Origin of the sequence: Pseudomonas sp. NPDC096950, assembly GCF_044762525.1 — a bacterium.
Lineage (GTDB): Bacteria > Pseudomonadota > Gammaproteobacteria > Pseudomonadales > Pseudomonadaceae > Aquipseudomonas.
On sequence record NZ_JBIWEL010000008.1, the window covers coordinates 103,334 to 129,387 of the forward strand.

Annotated in this window: 25 protein-coding genes; all 25 read left to right on the forward strand. The window is 61.5% G+C overall.

The genetic code is table 11. From position 1 onward, the window contains the following. Positions 1–33: 33 nt before the first annotated feature. The 25 genes from cbiE to ACIQY3_RS15175 all read left to right on the forward strand — a co-directional run bounded on the left by cbiE (position 34) and on the right by ACIQY3_RS15175 (position 25,969). Complete coding sequence (gene cbiE / locus ACIQY3_RS15055; RefSeq protein ID WP_403020670.1) at positions 34–1,245, forward strand: precorrin-6y C5,15-methyltransferase (decarboxylating) subunit CbiE; 1,212 nt, start codon at positions 34–36, stop codon at positions 1,243–1,245. Next, the gene (locus ACIQY3_RS15060) at positions 1,238–2,335 is read left to right on the forward strand and encodes a cobalt-precorrin-5B (C(1))-methyltransferase (protein WP_403020672.1); all 1,098 of its coding nucleotides are present in this window, start codon (positions 1,238–1,240) and stop codon (positions 2,333–2,335) included. The genes cbiE and ACIQY3_RS15060 overlap by 8 nt, the downstream gene beginning before the upstream one ends. Next, positions 2,332–3,066, forward strand: coding sequence for a cobalt-precorrin-6A reductase (locus ACIQY3_RS15065; RefSeq protein ID WP_403020675.1), 735 nt, complete (start codon positions 2,332–2,334; stop codon positions 3,064–3,066). Before ACIQY3_RS15060 ends, ACIQY3_RS15065 begins: the two co-directional genes overlap by 4 nt. A 253-nt stretch (positions 3,067–3,319) precedes the next feature. Continuing rightward, entirely contained in the window at positions 3,320–3,631 is a 312-nt protein-coding gene (locus ACIQY3_RS15070; protein WP_403020677.1) for a hypothetical protein, read from the forward strand. A gap of 48 nt (positions 3,632–3,679) precedes the next feature. Next, complete coding sequence (locus ACIQY3_RS15075; RefSeq protein ID WP_123599699.1) at positions 3,680–4,078, forward strand: DUF2946 domain-containing protein; 399 nt, start codon at positions 3,680–3,682, stop codon at positions 4,076–4,078. Positions 4,079–4,126: 48 nt separating this feature from the next. Then, the gene (locus ACIQY3_RS15080; protein ID WP_403020680.1) at positions 4,127–4,606 is read left to right on the forward strand and encodes a copper chaperone PCu(A)C; all 480 of its coding nucleotides are present in this window, start codon (positions 4,127–4,129) and stop codon (positions 4,604–4,606) included. A 20-nt stretch (positions 4,607–4,626) separates the two neighbouring features. Next, positions 4,627–5,055 (forward strand): DUF2946 domain-containing protein, encoded by a 429-nt coding sequence (locus tag ACIQY3_RS15085; RefSeq protein ID WP_403020682.1) that lies wholly within the window; start codon positions 4,627–4,629, stop codon positions 5,053–5,055. A 183-nt stretch (positions 5,056–5,238) separates the two neighbouring features. After that, entirely contained in the window at positions 5,239–7,314 is a 2,076-nt protein-coding gene (locus ACIQY3_RS15090) for a TonB-dependent copper receptor (RefSeq protein WP_403020684.1), read from the forward strand. Between the two features lie 130 nt (positions 7,315–7,444). Further along, a complete protein-coding gene (locus ACIQY3_RS15095; RefSeq protein WP_403020687.1) occupies positions 7,445–8,824 on the forward strand; it encodes a PepSY-associated TM helix domain-containing protein in 1,380 nt (459 codons plus the stop codon). A gap of 150 nt (positions 8,825–8,974) precedes the next feature. Further along, a complete protein-coding gene (locus tag ACIQY3_RS15100) occupies positions 8,975–11,095 on the forward strand; it encodes a TonB-dependent receptor (protein ID WP_403020689.1) in 2,121 nt (706 codons plus the stop codon). A gap of 116 nt (positions 11,096–11,211) precedes the next feature. Further along, a complete protein-coding gene (locus ACIQY3_RS15105; protein ID WP_403020691.1) occupies positions 11,212–12,000 on the forward strand; it encodes an ABC transporter ATP-binding protein in 789 nt (262 codons plus the stop codon). Then, positions 11,997–12,944 carry an ABC transporter substrate-binding protein gene (locus ACIQY3_RS15110; RefSeq protein WP_403020693.1) on the forward strand — a complete coding sequence of 316 codons (948 nt, stop codon included), beginning with the start codon at positions 11,997–11,999 and terminating at the stop codon, positions 12,942–12,944. Before ACIQY3_RS15105 ends, ACIQY3_RS15110 begins: the two co-directional genes overlap by 4 nt. Further along, the gene (locus tag ACIQY3_RS15115) at positions 12,941–13,951 is read left to right on the forward strand and encodes a FecCD family ABC transporter permease (protein WP_403020695.1); all 1,011 of its coding nucleotides are present in this window, start codon (positions 12,941–12,943) and stop codon (positions 13,949–13,951) included. Before ACIQY3_RS15110 ends, ACIQY3_RS15115 begins: the two co-directional genes overlap by 4 nt. A 336-nt stretch (positions 13,952–14,287) precedes the next feature. Continuing rightward, positions 14,288–15,553, forward strand: a complete 1,266-nt coding sequence (gene urtA / locus ACIQY3_RS15120; RefSeq protein WP_403020698.1) for an urea ABC transporter substrate-binding protein — start codon at positions 14,288–14,290, stop codon at positions 15,551–15,553. Positions 15,554–15,804: 251 nt separating this feature from the next. Beyond that, on the forward strand, positions 15,805–17,307 hold the full coding sequence (gene urtB, locus ACIQY3_RS15125) for an urea ABC transporter permease subunit UrtB (RefSeq protein WP_403020700.1): 1,503 nt from the start codon (positions 15,805–15,807) through the stop codon (positions 17,305–17,307). Then, positions 17,307–18,386: an urea ABC transporter permease subunit UrtC gene (urtC, locus tag ACIQY3_RS15130; RefSeq protein WP_403020702.1), complete on the forward strand. Its 1,080-nt coding sequence runs from the start codon at positions 17,307–17,309 to the stop codon at positions 18,384–18,386. Before urtB ends, urtC begins: the two co-directional genes overlap by 1 nt. Next, positions 18,383–19,252, forward strand: a complete 870-nt coding sequence (gene urtD / locus ACIQY3_RS15135) for an urea ABC transporter ATP-binding protein UrtD (RefSeq protein ID WP_403020704.1) — start codon at positions 18,383–18,385, stop codon at positions 19,250–19,252. The genes urtC and urtD overlap by 4 nt, the downstream gene beginning before the upstream one ends. A 132-nt stretch (positions 19,253–19,384) precedes the next feature. After that, positions 19,385–20,083, forward strand: a complete 699-nt coding sequence (urtE, locus tag ACIQY3_RS15140; protein ID WP_123435938.1) for an urea ABC transporter ATP-binding subunit UrtE — start codon at positions 19,385–19,387, stop codon at positions 20,081–20,083. Positions 20,084–20,113: 30 nt separating this feature from the next. Next, a complete protein-coding gene (locus ACIQY3_RS15145) occupies positions 20,114–20,953 on the forward strand; it encodes an urease accessory protein UreD (RefSeq protein ID WP_403020707.1) in 840 nt (279 codons plus the stop codon). A gap of 162 nt (positions 20,954–21,115) precedes the next feature. Continuing rightward, positions 21,116–21,418 (forward strand): urease subunit gamma, encoded by a 303-nt coding sequence (ureA, locus tag ACIQY3_RS15150; RefSeq protein ID WP_033055605.1) that lies wholly within the window; start codon positions 21,116–21,118, stop codon positions 21,416–21,418. A 9-nt stretch (positions 21,419–21,427) separates the two neighbouring features. Then, the gene (locus ACIQY3_RS15155) at positions 21,428–21,961 is read left to right on the forward strand and encodes a GNAT family N-acetyltransferase (RefSeq protein WP_403020711.1); all 534 of its coding nucleotides are present in this window, start codon (positions 21,428–21,430) and stop codon (positions 21,959–21,961) included. Positions 21,962–21,966: 5 nt separating this feature from the next. Further along, entirely contained in the window at positions 21,967–22,503 is a 537-nt protein-coding gene (locus ACIQY3_RS15160) for a GNAT family N-acetyltransferase (protein WP_054044056.1), read from the forward strand. After that, positions 22,500–22,805 (forward strand): urease subunit beta, encoded by a 306-nt coding sequence (locus ACIQY3_RS15165; protein WP_096513645.1) that lies wholly within the window; start codon positions 22,500–22,502, stop codon positions 22,803–22,805. The genes ACIQY3_RS15160 and ACIQY3_RS15165 overlap by 4 nt, the downstream gene beginning before the upstream one ends. Positions 22,806–22,944: 139 nt before the next feature. Next, positions 22,945–24,645: an urease subunit alpha gene (gene ureC / locus ACIQY3_RS15170; protein ID WP_403020716.1), complete on the forward strand. Its 1,701-nt coding sequence runs from the start codon at positions 22,945–22,947 to the stop codon at positions 24,643–24,645. 199 nt (positions 24,646–24,844) lie between these two features. Then, positions 24,845–25,969 carry a sensor histidine kinase gene (locus tag ACIQY3_RS15175; protein WP_403020719.1) on the forward strand — a complete coding sequence of 375 codons (1,125 nt, stop codon included), beginning with the start codon at positions 24,845–24,847 and terminating at the stop codon, positions 25,967–25,969. Positions 25,970–26,054 lie beyond the last annotated feature (85 nt).

Below are 26,054 nucleotides of genomic sequence, written 5' to 3' on the forward strand. Positions count from 1 at the left end.
AGTCCGTTTGCGGACTTTTTTTGAGGACGGTAGATGTCACCCTGGCTGACAGTAGTAGGTATCGGTGAAGACGGCTTCAAGGGCCTGGGCAAAAACGCCCGACGGGCGCTGCTGGGCGCTTCGCGGATCATTGGCGGCCAGCGCCAACTGGATTTGCTGCCGGTGTGTATTCGTGGCGAGCGGCAGTTGTGGCCAAGCCCGTTTTCCCTGGCCCCGGTGCTTGAGCGCCATGGCGAGCCGGTGTGTGTGCTGGCCAGCGGCGATCCGATGTTCTTTGGCGTCGGCGCCAGCCTCGCGCGGCAAGTGCCTGCGGAGCAGATGCTGGTCTTGCCCGCCCCTTCCTCCTGTTCCCTCGCGGCGGCGCGCATGGGCTGGCCGTTGCAGGACGTGGTGACGCTTTCCGTGGTGGCTCGCCCCGTGGCTGCACTTAATGCGCACCTGTTCAGCGGCGTGCGCTTGTTGGTCTTGAGCAATGACGGGCAGAGTCCGGCGGCCATCGCAGCGTTGCTGTGTGAGCGGGGTTTTGGGCCGAGCCGGCTGACCGTCCTGGAACACTTGGGCGGCGAAGCAGAACGGCGAATCGAAGGCGTTGCCAGTGATTGGAACCCGGTCGAAATCGCTGACTTGAATCTGGTCGCCATCGAATGCGTCGCCGAACCGCACACACCGCGCCTGTCTCGATTGGCCGGTTTGCCCGATTCCGCCTTCCAGCACGACGGCCAACTGACCAAACGCGACGTACGCGCCATCACCCTCGCCCGCCTCGCGCCGACACCCGGCGAACTGTTGTGGGATGTCGGCGCGGGCAGCGGTTCGATCGGCATCGAATGGATGCGCGCGCACCCGAGCTGCCGGGCGCTGGCCATCGAGGCGGATGACGGTCGGCAGTTGTTGATCGAACACAACCGCGATGCCCTGGGCGTTCCGGGACTGCAACTGATTCGTGGCAGCGCGCCGCACGCCTTGGCCGGTCTCGAACGTCCAGACGCAATTTTTATCGGCGGCGGCGTCACCCGCGTCGGCGTACTCGATGCTTGCTGGGCTGCGCTGAAACCCGGTGGCCGCTTGATCGCCAACGCCGTGACCCTGCAAAGCGAAATGACCCTGATGGCCTGGCGCGAACAACACGGCGGTGAGTTGACCCGCATCCACATTGCCCAGGCGCAACCGTTGGGCGAGTTCGATACCTGGCGCCAGGCGCTGCCGATTACCTTGCTCGATGTGACGAAACCGTTCGATGCGTGACGAAACCGCTGAACAACCTGCGCCATTGCGCAGCGGCCTGACCACCGGCAGCTGCGCCACGGCCACCAGCCTCGCCGCTGCACGCCTGTTGCTTAGCGGCATCTCGGCGGACGCAGTGGAAATCGTCCTGCCCAAAGGTAAACGGGTGCAGATGCGCTTGGAGTTTTGCCGTTTGCTCGACGATGGCGCTGAGGCCGGGACGATCAAGGACGCCGGTGACGACCCGGACGTGACCCACGGTGCGTTACTTTATTCCCGCGTGCGCCTGGGCGCCGAGCCGGGGGTTCGATTTGTTGCTGGCCGAGGCGTTGGCACCGTCACCCGGCCGGGTCTGGTGCTGGGCGTCGGCGAACCGGCGATCAATCCAGTACCGCGCAAGATGATCAGCGATCACCTGACCTTGCTCGCCGAAGAGCTGCGCTACAGCGGCGGTTTCGAAGTCACGGTCAACGTCGAGGGTGGCGAAGCCCTGGCGCTGAAAACCATGAACCCGCGCCTGGGGATTCTCGGCGGCTTGTCGATCCTCGGCACCAGCGGCATCGTCCGGCCGTTTTCCTGCGCGGCGTACATCGCCTCGATCCACCAAGGCATCGACGTCGCCAAAACCAACGGCTACCTGCACATCGCCGCCTGCACCGGCAACGCCAGTGAAGACACCATGCGCCGGGTCTACGACCTGCCGGAAATCGCCCTGATCGAAATGGGCGATTTCGTCGGCGCGGTGCTCAAGCATTTGCGCCGAGTGCCTGTGGATAAACTCAGCCTGTGCGGCGGCTTCGGCAAAATCAGCAAACTGGCGGCCGGGCACATGGATCTGCACAGTCGGCATTCGAGTATCGACCTGCCGCAACTGGCGGAATGGGCAGCAGCGATCGGCGCTGATGTGGCGTTGCAGCAATCGATTCGCGAGGCCAATACCAGTCAGCAGGCGCTGGCCATGGCCAGTGCGGCCGGCATCGCGTTGGGGGATGAAGTGTGTCGGCATGCGCTGGAGTTCGCCCGCAGCGTAGTGCCGGCGCAGGTTCAGGTCGAAGTGTTTGCGATTGATCGCCAGGGCGGGATTGTTGGTCATGCGGGAGCTTTTCAATGAAGCGCGTGTTGCTGCTCGGTGGTGTGACCGAAGCCCTGGCCATCGCCCGGACGCTGGGGCCGGAACACATTTACAGCCTGGCCGGCGTCGGTCGCGTGCCGACGGATTTGACCTGTCAGGTGCGTGTCGGCGGTTATGGCGGCGCGGAAGGCCTGGCGCAGTTCATTCGCGATGAAGGCATTGAACTGTTGCTCGACGCGACCCACCCCTATGCCGCGCAAATCAGCCAGAACGCCGCTACTGCCGCGCAGTTGTGCGGCATCCCGTGCTGGGCCCTGCGACGCCCGGCCTGGCAACCACAGCCTGAGGATGACTGGCGCGAAGTCAGCGATTGGGCGGAACTGATCGAAGCCCTGAAACCGTTCCACCGACCGCTGTTCACCCTCGGCCGCGAGCCACTGCAACACCTGCACGAAATCCCGCCCGAGCAATTCTGGACCCTGCGCGCCCTCGATGTTTACCCCGGCAACCAACGCTGCGAAGTCATCGGCGCACGCGGGCCGTTCGTGATCGAGGATGAACGTGAGCTGTTCGAACGTCGGCAGATCGACGTACTGATCAGCAAAAACAGCGGCAGCACCGCGACTGAACCGAAACTGGAAGTGGCGCGGGAGCGCGGGGTGCCGGTGTTGGTGTTGAAGCGGCCGGTGTTGGCAAAGGTTGGGCGGGAGTTTGGGTCGGTGGCGGCGGTACTGACTGCCCTCAGAGTCGAGTCCCCCCCATATCTGTAGCAGCTGGCGAAGCCTGCGTTCGGCTGCGCAGCAGTCGTAATTCTGGCAACGCGGTGTTCAGGTAAACCTCAGCGACAGGATTGGCGACTGCTGCGCAGCCGAACGCAGCCTTCGGCAGCTGCTACAGGGATGCGAAACGCCCTACCTCTCTATCGGACCTTATACACAAAATCGTCCTAATCGACTGACTGGTAGTATTTCAGGCCCTGTTCTATGTTCCTGAGCACCCAGAGCAACCTTCCCAGAGAGCTAAATGTCAGAAAAATTCACTCGTTTCGATATCACCGAATTTCTCCAGACACCTGCCGATCTATGCAATTACATCAAGGCCTGTGAAGACGAAGACCCAGGCGATGGGAGCCTCAATCGTGCAGCGGTCAAGGACGTCACACAAACCATCCAGGCAAGAATCCAAAGTGACCCGCAATTTGCCCAGGCACTCCAAATTGAAGTCGCTACACTCTTTCATAACGGTGAGCCGGAAACTGCTCGCAGGTTGTTGCTTCTATTGATTGAGGCACTGCGACACCACACCGCACGCCGCTTTTTTACTTATCGGCCCTGATCAGGCTAAATAGCCGCGCCTGATCGCCCACCCAACCGGATCTGTCCCATGTCCCGACAACGGCTCGCATTTGCCTGGATCGCCTGCTTTGCAGTGCTGTTCAATATGCTCGCCATGCCGATGACCGGTGCGATGGCGCAGTCGGCGAAGTCACCTGCCGAACAGTTGTTGTGGGGCTCTTTCTGCACGTCCAGCGGCACGAAGATGGTGGCGATTTCCCTGGGCAAAATTGAGCAGAAAGCCCCGCAGAACGACGATCATTCCAACATGCAGCATTGCTGGTGTTGCTCGGGTTCCGCGCCCCTGGTGGCGTTGCCGGGGCATGTGCCGCAGCTGTATTTCGCGCGGTTCGAGGCCAATCACAGCCTGCCCGCCGCGTCTCTCGATACACCCACGCCGCGCCAGCAATGGCCGAGCCTCAACCCCCGCGCTTCCCCTCTGGTGTGATTCCTTCTCGCAATTGACCTGCGTTTTGAATCGTTCTGGAGAACTGCCATGTTGAACAAACTCATCGTCCTGGCCGCGTTGCTGCTGCCTGCCTGCTTTGCCAATGCCCACGAATACAAGGCCGGGGAGCTGGAAATCGCCCATCCGTGGTCGCAAGAGTTGCCACCCAACGCGCCCACCGTGGCGGCTTACTTCGTGATTCAAAATAACGGTAAAACCGCTGACCGGTTGCTGAGTGTCGACTCGCCGATTTCGGAACTCGCCCAGTTGCATGAGCACGTCATGCAGAACGACCTGATGAAAATGCAGCAGGTGGCGAGCGTCGACATTCCGGCCGGCGGCAACGTCACATTTGCGCCGATGGCTTATCACGTGATGCTGCTGAACCTGAAGGACCGCAGCCTGTTGAGCGACGGCAAGCGTTTCCCGCTGACGATGCATTTCGAAAAATCCGGCGACGTGACAGTTGAAGTCTCGGTGCAGAAAAAGCCGCCGGAAGACATGCAGATGCACGCCCACGCCCAGTAATTACCTGAGCCGCAACCGCCATGCGCCCGCTTAGCGCCAGGTCATCCAGGCCCCGCCGTCCGTCCCAGAGACTGACCCGCGGCAGCTGGATCAGCCTGTTCGCCATGCTGATGATCTTTATCGGTCCGCTGATTTCTCAGTCGATGCCGATGGATCAACGCGCCTCGATGTCCATGAGCATGAGCATGTCGATGGACATGAGCATGGACGGGCATGGCGAACAGGCCAAAGAACACTGCCCACCGCAAGCAGAACACCACGCGCTCTGGGAAAAATGCGGCTATTGCAGCTTGCTGTTCAACTGCCCGGCGCTCACCGGCGGGCAGACTTTCGTCGCCTTCGATACACCGCCCACCAGCACCTTCACCACCCCCTCCCCGCGCTTGGGCCATGCCCGGCAAGCGTTCTTCCCCGGGGCTCGAACCCGCGCTCCGCCCATCGTTTCGTAAACACCCTCCCCGATTTCACACGGTTTAGAAGATAGCCCTCGCAACCTGTGGGAGCGGGCTTGCTCGCGAAGAGGGAGTGTCAGTCAGCATCCATATCGCCTGACACGACGCCTTCGCGAGCAAGCCCGCTCCCACAGGGGGGCTGTCGGCCGTGTCGTTTACGACTGTTCGATGGAAATTGTCATGTCCAGGTTTTCTGCTGACACACGCTTGAGTTGTACCCATACCACCGCTGTCCTGTGCGGAATTTTGCTGTCCCCGATGGTGCTGGCCGATGAACAAGCCGGGCACACCGAAGAACTGAGCCCGACGGTGATCACCGCCATCGCCCCGAGTTCGCCGTTGACCATCTTCACCAACCCCAAGGACCCGCGCCAACCGGTGCCGGCCAGTGACGGTGGCGATTATCTGAAGACCATTCCCGGCTTCGCCCTGGTGCGCAATGGCGGCACCAACGGCGATCCGGTGCTGCGCGGCATGTTCGGTTCGCGCCTGAATATCCTCACCAACGGCAGCATGATGCTCGGCGCTTGCCCCGGCCGGATGGACGCGCCGACTTCGTACATTTCCCCGGAAACCTACGACAAACTCACCGTGATCAAAGGCCCGCAAACCGTACTCTGGGGACCGGGCGCGTCCGCCGGCACGATCCTGTTCGATCGCGAACCGGAGCACTTCGGCGAACTCGGCACCCGGGTCAACGCCAGCGTCCTGGCCGGTTCCAACGGTCGCTTCGACAAAGTGGTGGACGCCGCTGCGGGCGGGACTTTGGGCTATGTGCGGGTGATCGGCAACACCGCGCATTCCGACGACTACAAGGACGGCAACAACGACACCGTGGCGTCGCGCTACGACAAGTGGAACGGCGATGTCGCGGTCGGCTGGACCCCGGACGCCGACACGTTGCTGGAACTGACCGCCGGCAAGGGCGATGGTGAAGCACGTTACGCGGGGCGTGGCATGGACGGTTCGCAGTTCAAGCGCGAAAGCCTCGGGTTGCGCTTCGAGAAGTCCAACATCGGCGACGTGCTGGATAAGGTCGAGGCGCAGGTCTACTACAACTACGCCGACCACGTGATGGACAACTACACCCTGCGCACGCCGTCCGGCACCGGGATGATGGCGGGGCCGATGGCCTCCAACGTCGACCGCCGCACACTCGGCGCGCGGATCAAGGCCACGTGGCGCTGGGCCGATGTGCAGTTGATCAGTGGCCTCGACGCGCAGACCAACGAACACCGCCAGCGCAGCAGCATGGGCATCGACACTTATAAAGACCTGCCGTACACCAAGGACGCCGACTTCCATAACTACGGCGTGTTCAGCGAATTGACCTGGTACGCCGCCGACCGTGATCGGGTGATCACCGGTGCGCGGGTGGACCGCGCCTCGGCCAAGGATTATCGGCAGACCGTCGACGTCGGCATGATGAGTATGCCGAACCCGACCGCCGACAACACCCGCGCGGACACCTTACCCAGCGGCTTCGTGCGCTACGAGCACGACCTGGCCGACAGCGCGACCACGCTCTACGCCGGCCTCGGTCATGCCCAGCGTTTCCCGGATTACTGGGAGTTGTTTTCACCCGATGCAGGGCCCGCCGGTTCGGTGAATGCCTTCGATTCGATCAAGCCTGAAAAAACCACTCAGCTCGACTTCGGCCTGCAATACAAGACCGAAGACCTCGAAGCCTGGGCCTCGGGTTACGTCGGCCAGGTGCGCGATTACATCCTGTTCAACTACACGCCTGGAATGATGGGCACCACTTCGCAAGCGCAGAACATCGACGCACGAATCATGGGCGGTGAACTCGGTGCTGCTTACAAATTGACCTCCAACTGGAAAGCCGACGCGACCCTGGCCTACGCCTGGGGCAAGAACAGCAGCGACGGCAAGGCACTGCCGCAGATGCCGCCGCTGGATGCGCGTTTCGGCCTGACCTACAGCGAAGACAACTGGAGCGCCGGGGCGTTGTGGCGCGTGGTCGCGGCGCAAAACCGCATCGACCAGAACAAGGGCAACGTGGTCGGCAAGGACTTCGACAAGAGTTCGGGTTTCGGCGTGTTCTCGCTGAACGGCGCGTACCGCATCAACAAGAACTGGAAGGTCAGCACGGGCGTCGACAATTTGTTCGGCAAAGCTTACGCCGAGCACTTGAACCTGGCGGGGAACGCCGGTTTCGGCTACCCGGCCAATGATCCACAAGCCATCAACGAACCGGGGCGCACGCTCTGGACCAAGGTGGATATGAGTTTTTAAAAGCTTCGCGAGCAGGCTCGCTCCCACAGGGACAGCGCAATACCTGGAGGAGTGAGCTGCTCGCGATAGGTTGCGAAGGAACCGCACATCAACAACTAAAACAGATCCATGCCAAAGCGGAGCACAACCGATGAAACAGCCCAAACCGAATTTCTACAACCTGGCCTGGCGCTGGCATTTCTATGCCGGGTTATTCGTCGCGCCATTCATGGTGATGTTGGCCCTGACCGGCCTGATTTACCTGTTCAAACCACAACTCGATCCGTTGATGTACGGCAGCCTGATGAACGTTCCGGCCGGGCATCACGCGGTGTCCGCCGATGACCTGCTCAAGCGGGTGAAAGCGGCGTATCCACAGGGCCAGATCAAACAGTACCTGCCACCGCTCAACGCCGAACGCAGCGCGCAGTTTGTCGTGATCAATGCCGGTCACGAGCTCAACGTCTTCATCGACCCGTACCACGGCGACATCCTCGGCGAGCAAGACGCCAAGAAAAACCTGCAAGCCCTTGCCCGGGCGATCCATGGCGAGTTGATGATCGGCACCGTCGGTGATCGGCTGGTGGAACTCGCAGCTGGCTGGGGCGTGGTGCTGGTGGTGTCCGGCGTGTTCCTGTGGTGGCCGCGGGGTCAGTTTGCCGGCGTGCTATGGCCGCGCTTGAACAGTCGTGGTCGTGTGCTGTGGCGTGATTTGCACGCGGTCACCGGGTTCTGGGGCGCGGCATTTCTGCTGGTGATGCTACTCAGCGGCATGACTTGGACCGGGTTCTGGGGCAAACAATACGCCGAGGTCTGGAACACCTTCCCGGCAGCGATGTGGGACAACGTGCCGAAGTCCGACGTCGAGGCCCGCAGCCTCAACACTGCCACGCGCCAGACCGTGCCTTGGGCGATGGAAAACACGCCGATGCCGATGTCCGGCGACCACGCCGAACACATGGCCCACGGCGCCGCACCGGCCGGTCCCGCCGCGCCGACCATCAGCCTGCAAGACGTGCAAAACATCGCCACGCAACGCAAGGTCGAACCGGGCTACAGCATCACCTTGCCGACCACTGCCACCGGCGTGTTCACCATCGCGGTGTTCGCCGATGACCCGCGCAACGACGCGACTCTGCACGTCGATCAGTACACGGGCGATGTCCTCGCCGATGTGCGTTTCGAGCAATACGGCAGCGTCGCCCGCGCCACGGAAATCGGCGTGATGCTGCATGAAGGCAAGATGTTTGGAGCGTTCAATCAGATTGTGGTGCTGCTGATTTGCCTGATGATTTTGCTCAGTGCCGTGAGTGGCGTGGTGATCTGGTGGAAGCGTCGTCCGCAGGGCAAGTTCGGCGTTCCGCCGCTGCGCCATGACCTGCCGAAATGGAAAACCGGGGTGGCAATCATGCTCGCGCTGGCGGTGATTTTTCCGTTGGTGGGGGCTTCGCTGATTGTCATGTGGGTGCTGGATCGGCTGCTGCTGTCGCGTTTCAACCGACAAGCTGAATCCGCCTCACCTTCATCATGAATCAGGCGAGATGCGCGCATTAGAGGGATCTGTAGACTTCGCGCGCTTATCTCCCGGTCATTTTTAGTGTTACTGTATAACGCGAATGAGCCGCCCTGCCCGCAACAGGAATGTTGCGGGTTTTCTTTGCAGAAGTGATTCACCGCCCCGATGAACAAGTACCTCTTGTCCAGCCTTTGCCTGCTCGCCTTGAACAACAATGCCCAGGCGCAAGCGCTGACCTTGCCCACCGGCACCATCACCGCAACCGCCGTTGACGATGAAATCGTCAGCCTGAATACGCCGACCACCGCCGGTTCGCGCCTGAACCTCACAGCGATGGAAACCCCGGCCAGTGTCGAAAGCCTGACTGGGGAACAGATTCGCGCCCGTGGTGATCGCGGCGTGCAGGACGCGGTATCGCGCAGCACCGGAATCAGCCGCACTGGCTCGCCCGGCGATGGCGGCACGTCGTTGTCGGCGCGGGGGTTTACCGGGCAGGGTTCGGTGATGCAGTTGTTTGACGGCAATCGCATGTACACCGGCATGGGCACGGCGACGTTCCCGGTGGACACCTGGTCGGCGGAGCGCGTCGATGTGCTGCGCGGCCCGGCGTCGGTGTTGTACGGCGAGGGCGCGACCGGTGCGGTGGTCAACGTGATCCCGAAAAAGCCCTTCGACGGCGAGATCGAAAACCACCTGCGCGTCGGCTACGGTTCCTACGACAGTCAGCAGCAAGCCTTCGACAGCGGCGGTTCGCTGACCGACACGCTGAGCTATCGCTTGAACCTCAATCGCCTGCGCAGCAATGGCTGGGTGGATCGCGGCGATTCCGCCAGCGACTTCATCAGCGCTGCCCTGCGCTGGCAGGCGACCGATGATCTGGCGTTCACCCTGGCTCACGATTACGGCGATCAAAAGCCGATGAATTATTTCGGCACACCGCTGATCAATGGCCACTTCAAGGACAGCCTGCGGGATAAGAACTACAACGTCAGCAACGACAAGCAGCACTACAACGACCAGTGGACGCGCCTGACCAGCGACTGGCAGATCTCCGACAACGTCAGTTCGAGCAACGAGCTGTATTACCTCAAGGCCCAGCGCCGCTGGCAGAACGCCGAGAACTACAACTTCAACCGCGACACCCAGCAACTCAGCCGCAGCGGTTATTTCGGCATCGACCACACCCAGGAACAGATCGGTGATCGCCAGACCTTCACCTTCAAGCACACTCTGTTCGGCCTCGACAGCCAGACCGTGACCGGCGTCGATTACAACCGCATCCGCTTCCAGCTCGACAGCAACTCGCCGTTCAACGACGTACTGCCGAACGGGCAACCGCTGGACCTGTATCACCCGCAACCGGGGCGCTTTGAAAGTGCCGACCCGTATCGCAGTCAGTTCCAGTCCACGACCAAACAAATGTCTGTGTTCGCGGAAAACCGCACGCAACTGAGCGAGCGCTGGTCGTTGGTGACCGGTGTGCGTCGCGATTACGTGCACGTGGATCGCGACAATCTGGTGGACGGCAGCCAAAGCGACAAGACCCTGACCGGCAACAACTGGAAGGCCGGGTTGGTGTTTGCGCTGACACCGGACACTTCGTTCTACGGCCAGTACGCCACCAGCACGGACGGCGTCGGCGGCTTGATTTCCCTGAGCCCGAACCAGCAGCAATACGACCTCGCCACTGCGAAACAAACCGAAATCGGCGTGAAGCAACTGTTCTGGGATCAGCGCGGCGAGTTCACCCTGGCGGCGTATCGCATCGTCAAAAAGAAACTGCTGACCGACGATCCGGGCAACCCGACGCTCAAGCAACAGGTCGGCCAGCAGTCGTCGAATGGGATCGAAGCCAGCCTCGACCTGCAACTGCCCCACGCCTGGCAACTGCAAGCCAACACCGCCATCGTCAAGGCCAAGTACGACGATTTTTCGGCCGTAGCGAACGGAGAAACCGTTTCGTACAACGGCAATCGGCCGACCGATGTTCCGCGCCGCACCGCCAACCTGTGGCTGAGCAAAGCAATCAACGAAGACCTGAAGGCCGGGGCTGGCGTGCGCTATGTCGATGCGCGTTTCGCAGACATGGCTAATCAGAATGAGTTGCCGAGCTACACCGTGGTCGATGCCACGTTGTCCTGGAAAGCGCTGCGCAATACGACGCTGGGGTTGCAAGTAAACAATCTGTTTGACCGGCAGTATGCGCAAAGCCAATACAATGAGGGGCAGCAATGGATTTTGGGTGAACCGCGGTCGTTCTTCGTCACCGCCGATTATCAGTTTTAAACCGTGGCGCCCCCTTCGCGAGCAGGCTCGCTCCCACATGGAACGCGGTCAAATGTGGGAGCGAGCCTGCTCGCGAAAGCGTCATCAGCAGCACCGAAAACCTCTAGAGAACCTGCATGACCTCGCTCAACCTCACAAACCTCGCCTGGACACCCCTGGGCCACGGCCATTGCCATCACCAGTTCAAACTGCGTGACGCCTCGCTGCACGTGGCCGCCGGTGAGTTTGTCGGGTTGATCGGCCCCAATGGCAGCGGCAAGACCAGCCTGTTGCGCTGCGCCTATCGTTTCAGCAAACCCGAGGCCGGCGAGGTCCAGCTCGAGCACCACAACGTCTGGAAGCAATCCTCACGCTGGTGCGCGCAACGCATCGCGGTGGTCCTGCAAGAATTTCCCGACGCCTTCGGCCTGACGGTCGAGGAAGTGGTCGCCATGGGCCGCACGCCGCACAAAGGCCTGTTCGACGGCGACACGATTGAAGACCAAAATCTCGCGACCCAAGCCCTGAAATCCGTCGGCCTCGAAGGCTTCGAAGACCATGCCTTCGCCACCCTCTCCGGCGGTGAAAAGCAGCGAGTAATCCTCGCCCGCGCCCTGGCCCAGCAACCGCAATTGCTGATTCTCGACGAGCCGACCAACCACCTCGACCCGCGCTATCAGCTTGAGCTTTTGCAACTGGTCAAACGCCTGAACATCGGCACCTTGGCGAGCATCCACGACCTCAACCTGGCCGCCGCGTTCTGCGATCGTCTGTACGTGATCAACCACGGCCGCATCGTCGCCAGCGGCACACCGAAAGAAGTCCTGACCGCCCCGCTGCTGCGCGATGTATTCGGCGTCGAAGCGCTGATCGATGGCCACCCCCTCCACGGCTACCCCCGAATCACCTGGATAACCCAACCATGACTGTGCGTTCCCTGCTGTGCGTCGCCCTGTTGCTGGGCAGTGCCCACGCCTTTGCCGAGGCGACGAAATATCCTTTGACCGTCCAGAGCTGCAACCGCGAAGTGACGTTCAAGCAAGCACCGAAACACGCGGTCAGCCACGACATCAACATGACCCAGATGATGCTCGCCCTCGGCCTCAAGCCGAGCATGGCCGGGTACAGCGGCGTCAGCGGTTGGAAATCCGTCACCCCGGACATGCAATCGTTGCTCGATGGTTTGCCGGAACTGGCGGCCAAGTACCCGTCGGTGGAAACCCTGCTCAACGCCAACGTCGATTTCTTCTTCGCCGGTTGGGATTACGGCATGCGCGTCGGCGGTGACCTGACGCCGCAAACCCTGCAACCGCTGGGCATCAACGTCTACGAACTGACCGAGTCCTGCGCGTTCGTGATGAAGCGTCCGGCGGCCACGCTGGAGGACACTTACAACGACCTGCGCAACCTCGGCAAAATCTTCGACGTGCAGGACCGCGCCAACACTTTGATCGCTGACATGCAGGTGCAAGCTGAAGAGGTGCGCAAGGATCTTCCCGCCGACAAACCCCGCGTCTTTCTCTACGACAGCGGCGAAGACCGGGCCATGACGTCCGGGCGTCTCGGCATGCCGCAAGCACTGATCGATGCCGCTGGCGGGCGCAATATTCTGGATGACGTCGAGGCCAGTTGGACCCGGGTCAATTGGGAGAACGTGGTCGAGCGCAATCCGCAGGTGATCGTGATCGTCGACTACGGCGAAGTCACCGCCGAGCAGAAGGAGCAATTCCTGCTCGACAACAAAGCCCTGCAATCGGTGGACGCGATCAAGAACCAGCGCTTTATCGTCATCCCCTACGTGCAGGCCACGCCGGGGATCGACAACGTGCTCGCGGTTGAAACCCTGGCCAAAGGGTTCCACGGCGAATGATCGAGCGTCGCTATGCCTTGCTGCTGATCGCCCTCGGCGCCCTGTTGCTGGTGTCGTGCGTGGTGTCCCTGGGCTTCGGCCCGGCGCGGGTGCCGGTGGAGGTGGTGTGGCGGATCTTGCTGCACAAGATGTTTGGTATCGGTGTGCCGGATTGGGCGGCTGGGCAGGAACATATTGTTTGGCTGATCCGCGTACCGCGCATGTTGCTTGGCGCATTGGTGGGTGCCGGGTTGGCGTTGATCGGCGCGGTGTTGCAAGCGGTGACGCGCAATCCGTTGGCGGATCCGCACCTACTGGGGGTCACATCCGGCGCCACGTTGGGCGCGGTGATTGTGGTGCTGCATGTCGGTGAAATCGTCGGGTTGCTGACCTTGCCGATTGCGGCGTTTATCGGTGCGTTGGCGAGCATGCTGATCGTGCTGATGATCGCCAATCGCAACGGGCGTCTGGACAGTGATCGGCTGCTGTTGTGCGGCGTGGCGGTGTCGTTCGTGATGATGGCGATTGCCAATTTGCTGCTGTTCATGGGCGATCACCGCGCGAGTTCGGCGGTGATGTTCTGGATGCTCGGCGGCCTCGGGTTGGCGCGCTGGGAATTGCTCGCGGTGCCGGCAGCGAGCGTGTTGCTCGGGCTGGTGTTGTTGCTCGGCATGGCCCGGCCGTTGAATGCGTTGATGGCGGGTGAGCAGACGGCGGTGACGCTGGGCTTGAATGCTCGTACGGTGCGGTTGCGGGTGTTTTTGATTGCTTCGCTGATGACCGGGGTGCTGGTGTCGATCAGCGGCTCCATCGGGTTTGTCGGGTTGATGGTGCCGCACATTGCGCGGCGGTTGGTCGGTGCTGAACATCGCAGATTACTGCCCGTCTGCGTTTTGCTCGGCAGCGTTTTCCTCGTCTGGGTCGACGTCGCCGCCCGCACCCTCATCGCCCCGGAAGACTTGCCGATCGGCGTCGCCACCGCTGCCATCGGCGGCCTGTTCTTCATCGGCCTCATGCGCCGCCGCTAATCCCACAAGAACACCATCGAACCCTGTGGGAGCGGGCTTGCTCGCGAATGCGGTGTGTCAGTCACCCTTGATGTTGCCTGATACACCGTATTCGCGAGCAAGCCCGCTCCCACATTTTGATCAGCGTTGTCTGTCACATGTTCGCCCCAATCTGGCGCAACCCTGCGCACCAGTGCATCCTCAGCGTTCCTTCCTGGTGCGCCGCCCTCCCCGCGCGACCGCTCTAACACGACATTTCCTTGCCAAAACCCGACCAGGCACAGCCCTTGCAAAACAGCCTTCAGTAGTCCGCCTCTGCCAATCAAAAAAAATACTAATGTTCACGGAGATCGCACAATGAAGCGTCGCAGCTTGATCAAGGCTTTCACACTCACGGCATCCATTGCCGCGATGGGCATGACCTGGACTGTCCAGGCCGCCGAGACCATCAAGGTCGGTATCCTGCATTCGTTGTCCGGGACCATGGCGATCTCCGAAACCTCCCTCAAAGACATGGCGTTGATGACCATCGACGAAATCAACGCCAAGGGTGGTGTGAACGGCAAGATGCTGGAACCGGTAGTGGTGGACCCCGCGTCGAACTGGCCGCTGTTCGCGGAAAAGGGCCGGCAGTTGCTGACCCAGGACAAAGTGGCCGTGGTGTTCGGTTGCTGGACGTCGGTGTCGCGTAAATCGGTGTTGCCGGTGTTCGAAGAACTCAACGGCCTGCTGTTCTACCCGGTGCAATACGAAGGCGAAGAGATGTCGCCGAACGTGTTCTACACCGGCGCCGCGCCGAACCAACAGGCGATCCCGGCGGTGGAATACCTGATGAGCGAAGAAGGTGGCAGCGCCAAGCGTTACTTCCTGCTGGGCACCGACTACGTCTACCCGCGCACCACCAACAAAATCCTGCGCTCGTTCCTGCACTCCAAAGGGGTGGCAGACAAGGACATCGAAGAGGTCTACACCCCGTTCGGTCACAGCGACTACCAAACCATCGTCGCCAACATCAAGAAATTCTCGGCCGGCGGCAAGACGGCGGTCATCTCCACGGTCAACGGCGACTCCAACGTGCCGTTCTATAAAGAACTGGCCAACCAGGGCCTGAAAGCCACCGACGTTCCGGTCGTGGCGTTCTCGGTGGGCGAAGAAGAACTGCGCGGCATCGACACCAAACCGTTGGTGGGCAACCTCGCGGCGTGGAACTACTTCGAGTCTGTGGAGAATCCGCAGAACAAGAAATTCGTCGCCGACTGGAAAGCCTACGCCAAGAAACACAACCTGCCGGGCGCCGATAAAGCGGTGACCAACGACCCGATGGAAGCCACCTATGTCGGCATCCACATGTGGGCGCAAGCGGCGGAAAAAGCCAAGTCCACCGACGTCGACAAGGTCCGCGAAGCGTTGGCCGGCCAGACCTTTGCCGCGCCGTCCGGTTACACCCTGACGATGGACCCGACCAACCACCACCTGCACAAACCGGTGATGATCGGCGAGATTCAGGCGGACGGGCAGTTCAACGTCGTGTGGCAGACCGAAGGCCCGATCCGCGCCCAGCCGTGGAGCCCGTTTATCGATGGCAACGACAAGAAGCCGGATTATGCGGTGAAGAGCAACTGAGGCGGATCCGGGTTTTGGGGAAGACTTGAAATCCACCCCTCACCCCAGCCCTCTCCCCAAAGGGGAGAGGGGGAAAGGGAGCCGATCTTCATGCTTTTCAAGGCCTGAGTTCGGCTCGATTTTGCAAGTCGCAGCATGTCTGCCAATCACCTCGGTCAGTCCCCTCGCCCCTTTGGGGAGAGGGTTAGGGTGAGGGGTCGATTCAAAGCCGAACACAGTCTCATCGGCCGCCGCTGAACAGGACACCACTAATGCCCACCGCCCTTTACCGCCTCATCCTCGCTATCGCGCTTTTATTGCCGATGGCCACCCAGGCCGGCGACGCCGAAGACTTCGTCGCGGCCAATCCCGTGCAGCAAGCCAAACTCCTGGAAACCTGGGCCGCGCAGCCCGATCCGGCCCGTGTCGAACTGATCAATGCCCTGCAACAAGGCGAGTTGACCGTCGACGGCCAACCGAAAACCCTGCGCCTGAATAATCGCCTGCGGGGTCTGATCGACACCGCATTGGCCAGCCACCAATTGCTCGCCGCCGACGCCAAAATCCGTCTGGCCGCCGCGCAGCAATTGCAGAAAAGTGCCAAACCGGCGCAGCTGAAATTCCTCGACCAGCAACTGGCTGGCGAAAAAGATGAAAGCGTTCACGCCGCCCTGAGCCTCGCGCTGGCCAACCTGCAACTGGTGGACACCGACCCCGCCGTGCGCCTCGCCGCCGTGCGTTTGCTCGGTGAAACCGGCGATCCGCTGGCCCGCACGCGTCTCGAAGGCTTGCTCGAACCCGGCGTCGAAGCCGATGCCAGTGTGCGCACAGCCGCCGAAACCAGCCTCGCTCAAGTCAAACGCAAACTGCTGATCGGCGAGTTGCTCGGGCAGGCATTCAGCGGCATGTCCCTCGGTTCGATTCTGCTGCTCGCGGCATTGGGCCTGGCGATTACGTTCGGATTGCTCGGCGTGATCAACATGGCCCACGGTGAGATGCTGATGCTCGGCGCCTACTCGACCTACGTGGTGCAATTGATGTTCCAGCGCTTCGCCCCGCAAGCCATCGAGTTCTACCCGCTGATCGCATTGCCGGTGGCATTTTTCGTCACCGCCGCCATCGGCATGGCGCTGGAGCGCACGGTGATTCGTCACCTCTACGGCCGCCCGCTGGAAACCTTGCTCGCAACCTGGGGCATTAGCTTGATGCTGATTCAGCTGGTGCGTCTGCTGTTCGGCGCGCAGAACGTAGAAGTGGCCAACCCGGCGTGGTTGTCGGGCGGGATTCAAGTGCTGCCGAATCTCGTGCTGCCCTACAACCGCATCGTGATCATCGCCTTCGCATTGTTTGTGGTGGTGCTGACCTGGCTGCTGCTGAACAAAACGCGGCTCGGTTTAAACGTGCGCGCCGTCACCCAGAACCGCAACATGGCCGCCTGCTGCGGCGTACCGACCGGGCGCGTGGACATGCTCGCCTTCGGCCTCGGCTCGGGCATCGCCGGCCTCGGCGGCGTGGCGCTGAGCCAGATCGGCAACGTCGGTCCGGACCTCGGCCAGAGCTACATCATCGACTCGTTCCTGGTGGTGGTGCTCGGCGGTGTCGGCCAATTGGCCGGTAGCGTGCTGGCCGCGTTCGGCCTCGGTATCGCCAACAAGATTCTCGAACCGCAAATCGGTGCCGTACTCGGCAAGATCCTGATCCTCGCGCTGATCATTCTGTTCATTCAGAAACGTCCGCAAGGCCTCTTCGCACTGAAAGGACGGGTGATCGACTGATGAACCAGCCTCTGATAGTCACGGCCACGCAAAAGGCCGGCCCCAAAGTCACGGTCGTCGTTGGCGCGGTGATCCTTGTTCTACTGCTGGCGTTGCCGCTGCTGTCGCTGCTATCGCCGGTCAGTGTCTTTCACGTTTCGGCCTACACGCTGACGCTGGTGGGCAAGATTCTGTGCTACGCCATCGTCGCCCTCGCGTTGGATCTAGTCTGGGGATACGCCGGTTTGCTGTCCCTGGGCCATGGCCTGTTCTTCGCCCTCGGCGGCTACGCGATGGGCATGTACCTGATGCGCCAGGCCTCGGGCGATGCGTTGCCGGCGTTCATGACCTTCCTGTCGTGGACCGAATTGCCGTGGTACTGGACCGGCACCAGCAGCTTCCTCTGGGCCATGTGTCTGGTGGTTTTGGCACCGGGATTGTTGGCGTTGGTGTTCGGCTTCTTCGCCTTCCGTTCGCGGATCAAAGGCGTGTATTTCTCGATCATGACCCAGGCCCTGACCTTCGCCGGGATGCTGCTGTTTTTCCGCAACGAAACCGGGTTTGGCGGCAACAACGGCTTCACCAATTTCCGCACGATTCTCGGGTTTGGCATTACCGAACCGGTGACCCGCGCGGTGTTGTTTTTCGCCACGGTGGTGTTGCTGGTGGCGAGCCTGTTTATCGGCTGGCGCCTGGCGCAAAGCAAGTTCGGTCGCGTGTTGACCGCACTGCGCGATGCCGAAAACCGCCTGATGTTTTGCGGCTACGACCCGCGCGGTTTCAAGCTGTTTGTGTGGGTGTTGAGCGCGGTGTTGTGCGGCCTGGCCGGCGCGCTTTACGTGCCGCAAGTCGGGATCATCAACCCGAGCGAAATGTCGCCGACCAACTCCATTGAAGCGGCGGTTTGGGTGGCGCTGGGTGGTCGCGGCACGCTGATCGGGCCGTTGCTCGGCGCCGGTGTGGTCAACGGCATGAAGAGCTGGTTCACCGTGGCGTTCCCGGAATACTGGCTGTTCTTCCTCGGGGCCCTGTTCATTGTCGTGACCTTGTATCTGCCCAAAGGCGTGATCGGTCTGCTGAAGAAAAGGGGTGAACAATGAGAGTCACAGCGACGGCGGAATTTATGCTCGAACCCGCGTTTTTCCCGGTGGAACCGAACAAGGACGCCGGCACCAGCCGCGACAGCATCGGCTTCGGCCAACGTGTCGGCCCCGGCCTGGACACGCGCCACGGCACGATCCTGACCCTGGAAGACATCAGCGTCAGCTTCGATGGTTTCAAGGCGTTGAACAATCTGAACCTGTACATCGGCGTCGGCGAATTGCGCTGCATCATCGGCCCCAACGGCGCGGGCAAGACCACGTTGATGGACGTGATCACCGGCAAGACCCGGCCGAGTCACGGCAAGGCCTGGTTCGGTGAAACCCTGGATTTGACGCAGATGAGCGAAGTGCAAATCGCCCAGGCTGGCATCGGTCGCAAGTTCCAGAAACCGACGGTGTTCGAAGCCTTGAGCGTGTTCGAAAACCTGGAACTGGCGCAGAAAACCGACAAGTCGGTGTGGGCGAGTTTGCGGGCGCGCCTAACCGGCGAACAGAAAGATCGCATCAGCGAAGTGCTGGAAACCATTCGCCTGACCACGTCGGTCAATCGCCCGGCGGGGTTGTTGTCCCACGGGCAGAAGCAGTTCCTGGAGATCGGCATGTTGCTCATGCAAGACCCGCAACTGTTGCTGCTCGACGAGCCAGTGGCGGGCATGACCGACGCTGAAACCGAATTCACCGCCGAGCTGTTCAAGCGCCTGGCCGGCAAGCATTCGCTGATGGTCGTGGAACACGACATGGGCTTCGTCGGCTCGATTGCCGACCACGTCACCGTGTTGCACCAGGGCAGCGTGCTGGCGGAAGGGTCGCTGGAGCAGGTGCAGGACAATGAGCGCGTGATCGAGGTTTACCTCGGGCGCTAGACCTGCAAATACATCCCCCCTGTGGGAGCGGGCTTGCTCGCGAAGACGGCGGCACATCCAACCTCTTTGCGACAGATACACCGCATTCGCGAGCAAGCCCGCTCCCACAGGGAATCGAGGAGAACTTTGAACATGCTGCAAGTCGACAAACTGCACCAGTACTACGGCGGTAGCCACATCCTGCGCGGCCTGACGTTTGACGTGAAGGTCGGCGAAGTCACGTGCCTGCTCGGGCGCAACGGCGTGGGCAAGACCACCCTGCTCAAATGCCTGATGGGTTTGCTGCCATCCAAGGAAGGCGCGGTGAACTGGGAAGGCAAGCCGATCACCACGTTCAAGCCGCATCAACGGGTGCATGCGGGGATCGCCTACGTGCCCCAGGGCCGGGAGATTTTCGGGCGGCTGACCGTGGAAGAAAACCTGCTGATGGGCCTGTCGCGTTTCCCCGGCAGCGAGGCGAAAGAAGTCCCGGCATTCATCTACGAGCTGTTCCCGGTGCTGCTGCAAATGAAACAGCGGCGTGGCGGTGATTTGTCCGGTGGTCAACAACAGCAATTGGCGATTGGCCGAGCCTTGGCCAGCCGTCCGCGCCTGCTGATCCTCGACGAACCCACCGAAGGCATCCAGCCGTCGGTGATCAAGGAAATCGGCGCGGTGATCAAGAAGCTTGCGGCTCGCGGCGACATGGCGATTTTGCTGGTGGAACAGTTTTACGACTTCGCCGCCGAACTGGCCGATCAGTACCTGGTGATGTCCCGGGGCGAGATCGTGCAACAGGGTCGCGGTGAAAATATGGAAGCCGAAGGTGTGCGCGGACTGGTTACGATCTAGTCTGTAGCGTCCTAACGATAATAAGACGATATGAATTTACCTGCCTCCACTGTCCTGTTTACCCCGAGCTGGCACGCCGAGCTGGAGCTGGGCTACGCCCGCTTCGGCGACAGCACGCGCCCGGTCCTGCGCCGGCATCAAGGTCCGCTGCGCGTGCAAAAACACCTGTACGCCGAAGGGCCTGAGGTGTGCCAGCACATCATCGTCCACCCGCCGGGCGGGATTGCCGGGGGTGATCGGCTGGACATCAGCGCCAGCGTCGGCAGCGATGCCTGGGCGCAAATCACCAGCCCCGGCGCCGCCAAGTGGTATCGCGCCGCCGGACCCGCTTATCAGCAGCTGGACTTGAACGTGGCGGCCGGTGCGACACTGGAATGGTTGCCCCAGGAGACGATCATTTTCAGCGCAGCCCAGGCCGAACTCAGCACCTCGATCAACCTTGAAGGCGATGCCCGATTGTTCTACTGGGACGTGGTGGCACTGGGTCGCCCGGCCAGTGGCGAACGCTTCGACCTCGGGCATTTCCAGGCAAAACTCGACATCCGCCGCGACGGCCAGTTGCTCTGGCACGAACGCCAGCGCATTGTCGGGAACGATGGCTTGCTCGACTCGCCGATCGGGCTGGACGGCCAACCGGTGTTTGCGACGTTGCTGGTGACCGGGGAAATCGACAGTGAACTGCTGGAAACCTGCCGCTCGCTGCCCAATGACGTACGCGGGGATCTGACCCAGTTGCCCGGGCTGTTGGTGGCGCGATGTTTGGCCAGCGAGGCATTGTTGGCACGGGGTTGGCTTATAGATTTGTGGCGATTGCTCAGGCCAGCGTTGCTCGGCCGAGAAGCCGTCCCCCCAAGAATATGGAGCACCTGAAACACGATTCCCCTGTGGGAGCGGGCTTGCTCGCGAAAGCGGTGTATCAGACACCGAAAATGTTGAATGCCAGTCCGCTTTCGCGAGCAAGCCCGCTCCCACAGGGGTTTTGTATTTACAGATCCGAATACCTTTTTTATCTGCCCAGATGGATTCCCAACGATGGACCTGACCCCACGCGAAAAAGACAAGCTGTTGATCTTCACCGCCGGCCTCGTCGCCGAGCGGCGTTTGGCTCGCGGCGTGAAACTCAATTACCCGGAAGCCATGGCCTACATCTCCGCGGCGCTGCTCGAAGGCGCCCGTGACGGTCGCACCGTGGCCGAGTTGATGCACTTCGGCACCACCCTGTTGAGCCGCGAACAGGTGATGGAAGGTATCCCGGAAATGATCCCCGAGATCCAGGTCGAAGCGACGTTCCCCGACGGCACCAAACTGGTCACCGTCCACCAACCGATCGCCTGAGGCCGCGCCATGACTTATCTCATTCGTGATGCGCTGCACGCCGACCTGCCGGCGATCCGCGACATCTACAACGATGCGGTACTCAACACCACCGCGATCTGGAACGAACAGGCCGTGGACCTGGGCAACCGCCAGGCATGGTTCAGCGCCCGGCAATCCCAGGGTTATCCGATCCTGGTGATCGTCGACGGTGATAACACCGTGCTGGGCTACGCTTCATTCGGTGACTGGCGGCCGTTCGACGGCTTTCGCCACACCGTCGAGCACTCGGTCTATGTGCGCAGCGACCAGCGCGGCAACGGCCTCGGCCCGCAATTGATGGTCGAGCTGATCGAGCGCGCCAGAGGCTGCGCCAAGCATGTGATGGTCGCCGCCATCGAAAGCGGCAATGCCGCTTCTATTCGTCTGCATGAACGCGCCGGTTTCCTGATCACCGGGCAGATGCCCCAGGTGGGCACCAAGTTCGGTCGCTGGCTGGACCTGACCTTCATGCAATTGACCCTCAATCCAGGCGCGGAGCCGCCGATCGCCAACAAGGAGTAACACCGATGAACGCCGCCCAACTGCGTCGCGTGAATGTTGAAAGCTTTGCGCACTATCGCCAGGGTTTGATCGATTTGCTGCTGGACGCCGTGGGGTATGGCGCCAGCGTCGGTTTCATGGCCGACCTCGATGCGACTCAGGCCCGGGCCTATTTCGATGAGGTCCAGGCCAACCTGAACAAAGGCAATGTGTTGCTGTGGGTGGTGGTCAAGGATGAGCAGGTGCAGGCCAGCGTCCAGTTGACCCTGTGCCAGAAGGCCAACGGCCTGAACCGTGCCGAGGTGCAGAAACTGCTGGTGCGTGAACACGCCCGCCGTCGCGGCCTCGGCCAGCAATTGATGAGTGCTTTGGAACTCGCCGCCCGCCAGCACAAGCGCGGCATGCTCTACCTCGACACCGAGGCCGGCTCCCCTGCCGAAGACTTCTACAAGGCGTTGGGTTACACCCGCGCCGGGCAGATCCCCGACTACGCCTGCGACCCCGCCGGCAACTATCGGCCGACCGCCCTCTACTACAAGATTCTGCAAGGAGTGAATGGATGATTCCCGGTGAATACCAGATCCAGCCCGGCGACATCGAGCTCAACGCGGGCCGCCGCACCCTCAGCCTGAAGGTGGCCAACAGCGGCGACCGGCCGATCCAGGTCGGCTCGCATTACCACTTTTTCGAAACCAACGACGCCCTGACCTTCGACCGTGCCGCCAGCCGCGGCATGCGCCTGAACATCCCGGCCGGCACCGCCGTGCGCTTCGAACCGGGGCAGAGCCGCGAGGTCGAGCTGGTCGATCTGGCCGGGCATCGGCGAGTTTTCGGGTTTGCCGGGCGGGTCATGGGTGACCTCTGATTAATGCGGTGTCTGTACTGACCCCTTCGCGAGCAGGCTCGCTCCCACAGGTGATCGCATTCCCCTGTGGGAGCGAGCCTGCTCGCGAAAGTGAGCGCAGCGAACGATTTCATATTCAATTGAATTCCAAGGCGAACACATGAAGATTTCCCGTCAAGCCTACGCCGACATGTTCGGCCCCACCGTCGGCGACAAGGTGCGCCTGGCCGACACCGAGCTGTGGATCGAAGTGGAAAAAGACTTCACCACCTATGGCGAAGAAGTGAAGTTCGGCGGCGGCAAGGTCATCCGCGATGGCCAGGGCCAGAGCCAATTGCTCGCCGCCGAGGTGGTCGATACGGTGATCACCAACGCCCTGATCGTCGACCACTGGGGCATCGTCAAGGCCGACGTCGGCCTCAAGGACGGGCGCATCGCCGGGATCGGCAAGGCCGGCAACCCGGACGTGCAACCGGACGTGACCATCGCCATCGGCGCCAGCACCGAAGTCATCGCCGGTGAAGGCATGATCCTCACCGCCGGCGGCATCGATACGCACATTCACTTCATCTGCCCGCAGCAGATCGAAGAAGCGCTGATGAGCGGCGTCACCACCATGATCGGCGGCGGCACCGGCCCGGCCACGGGCACCAATGCGACGACCTGCACCTCCGGGCCGTGGCACCTGGCGCGCATGCTCCAGGCGGCGGATGCGTTCCCGATGAACATCGGCCTCACCGGCAAGGGCAACGCCAGCCTGCCAGAACCGTTGATCGAGCAGGTCAAGGCCGGCGCCATCGGCCTCAAGTTGCACGAAGACTGGGGCACCACCCCGGCCAGCATCGACAACTGCCTGACTGTCGCCGATCAGTACGACGTACAAGTGGCGATCCACACCGACACCCTCAACGAATCCGGTTTCGTCGAAACCACCCTCGCCGCGTTCAAGGGCCGTACCATCCACACTTATCACACCGAAGGCGCGGGTGGCGGTCATGCCCCGGACATCATCAAGGCCTGCGGCTTTGCCAATGTGTTGCCGAGCTCGACCAACCCGACCCGTCCGTTCACCCGCAACACCATCGACGAACACCTGGACATGCTGATGGTCTGCCATCACCTGGACCCGAGCATTGCCGAAGACGTAGCCTTCGCCGAAAGCCGCATCCGCCGCGAAACGATTGCCGCCGAAGACATCCTTCACGACCTCGGTGCGTTCTCGATGATCAGCTCCGACAGCCAGGCCATGGGCCGCGTCGGTGAAGTCATCACCCGCACCTGGCAGACCGCCGACAAGATGAAAAAGCAGCGCGGCCCGTTGCCCCAGGACGCTGAAGGCAACGACAACTTCCGCGCCAAACGCTACATCGCCAAGTACACCATCAACCCGGCGATCACCCACGGCATCAGCCATGAAGTGGGTTCCATCGAAATCGGTAAATGGGCCGACCTGGTGCTGTGGCGCCCGGCGTTCTTCGGGGTCAAGCCGACGCTGATCCTAAAGGGTGGCGCCATCGCCGCCAGCCTGATGGGCGACGCCAACGCTTCGATCCCGACGCCACAACCGGTGCACTACCGCCCGATGTTCGCCAGCTACGGCGGCTCGCTGCACGCCACCAGCCTGACCTTTATCAGTCAGGCCGCGCAGGAAGCGGGATTGCCCGAGGCGCTGGGTTTGAAGAAGAAAATCGCCGTGGTCAAAGGGTGCCGCGAGGTGCAGAAAACCGACTTGATCCACAACGATTACCTGCCGAACATCGACGTCGATCCACAGACTTATCAGGTCAAGGCCGATGGTGTGTTGCTGTGGTGCGAGCCGGCGGAAATCCTGCCAATGGCTCAGCGTTACTTCCTGTTTTAAGCCGCAAAAAGCCCCGATGCGCAACACATCGGGGCTTGATCAATCACAGGCGATCCGTACACAGGAATATCGACGACCGGTGAATACCACCTGCGCTTTCCCGCATCCTGACAGGCCACATTCAACAGTGTTTACCCGCTCCTGAAGGGGCTAAGATGCTGCTCCATCATCGGTCATTTTTTGTTCGGAACCATCGTCCATGCGCCTAAGCGAATTCATCGTGGTTGAGGTTGATCGTATCGTCGATGAGTGGGAGCACTTCGCCCGCGTCATCACACCGGATGAAAACCTCGATCGCATCACCCTGCGCGATCACGCCCGCTCCATTCTGCTGGCGGCCGCCCGGGACATGAACACCGCCCAGACCGCCCAGGAACAAGCCGCCAAGGCCATGGGTGACGGCCCGGAAAAAACCCCAAGCCTGGATCAGGCCGCCGCCAGCCATGGCGAACTGCGGCATAACGTCGGTTTCGATCTGGTGCAGATGACGTCCGAGTTCCGCCATCTGCGGGCCGCCGTGATTCGCCTGTGGGTCAATAGCCTGCAAGCCCCGGACATGGCGTACTTCCAGGACATGATCCGCTTCAACGAAGCCATTGACGAAGCCCTGGCTGAATCGACGGCGGCCTATGCCGAGCAGGTCAACCACTCGCGCGACATCTTCCTGGCGATCCTCGGCCACGACCTGCGCGCACCGTTGCAGGCGGTGAGCATGTCCACCGAGTTGTTGCAGCGCAAAGTGAATCTTGAAGGCGATGCCCTGACCTGTTTGCACCATATCCAGCGTGGCACCCGGCACATGGCGGTGATGGTCGCCGATTTACTGGAACTGGTGCGCAGTCGCCTGGGCAAGAGCCTGCCGATCGAACCCGGCCCGATGGACATGGCCGATGCGGCGCATGAGGCGATCGCCCAGGCCTGCGCCGGCAACCCCGAGTGCGATCCCATCATCAGCATCACAGGCGACACCCGAGGCACCTGGGATGCCGGGCGCATCGCGCAGTTGTTGCAGAACCTGATCGGCAATGCGTTGCAGCATGGCACGAACAAACGCGATGTCACGGTGACCCTCATCGGCGAGCCCGACGCGGTGCGCCTTACGGTGCATAACTTTGGCGTACCGATTCCGGAGGATGCGATCAGCACAATCTTCGACCCGCTGGTGCGCACGGCCAGTGAAGAACTCGGCCAGCCATCGACCAGCCTTGGCCTGGGATTGTTTATCGTCAAGGAAGTGGTGACCGCTCATCGGGGGACGATTGAGGTCAGTTCGAATGAGGTGGCGGGGACTTTGTTTACGGTGGTGTTGCCGCGCAAGGCTTGATACCGGGTTATCGTTCTTCGCGAGCAAGCCCGCTCCCACAGGGTTTTGCGGTGTACACAAATCCCCTGTGGGAGCGGGCTTGCTC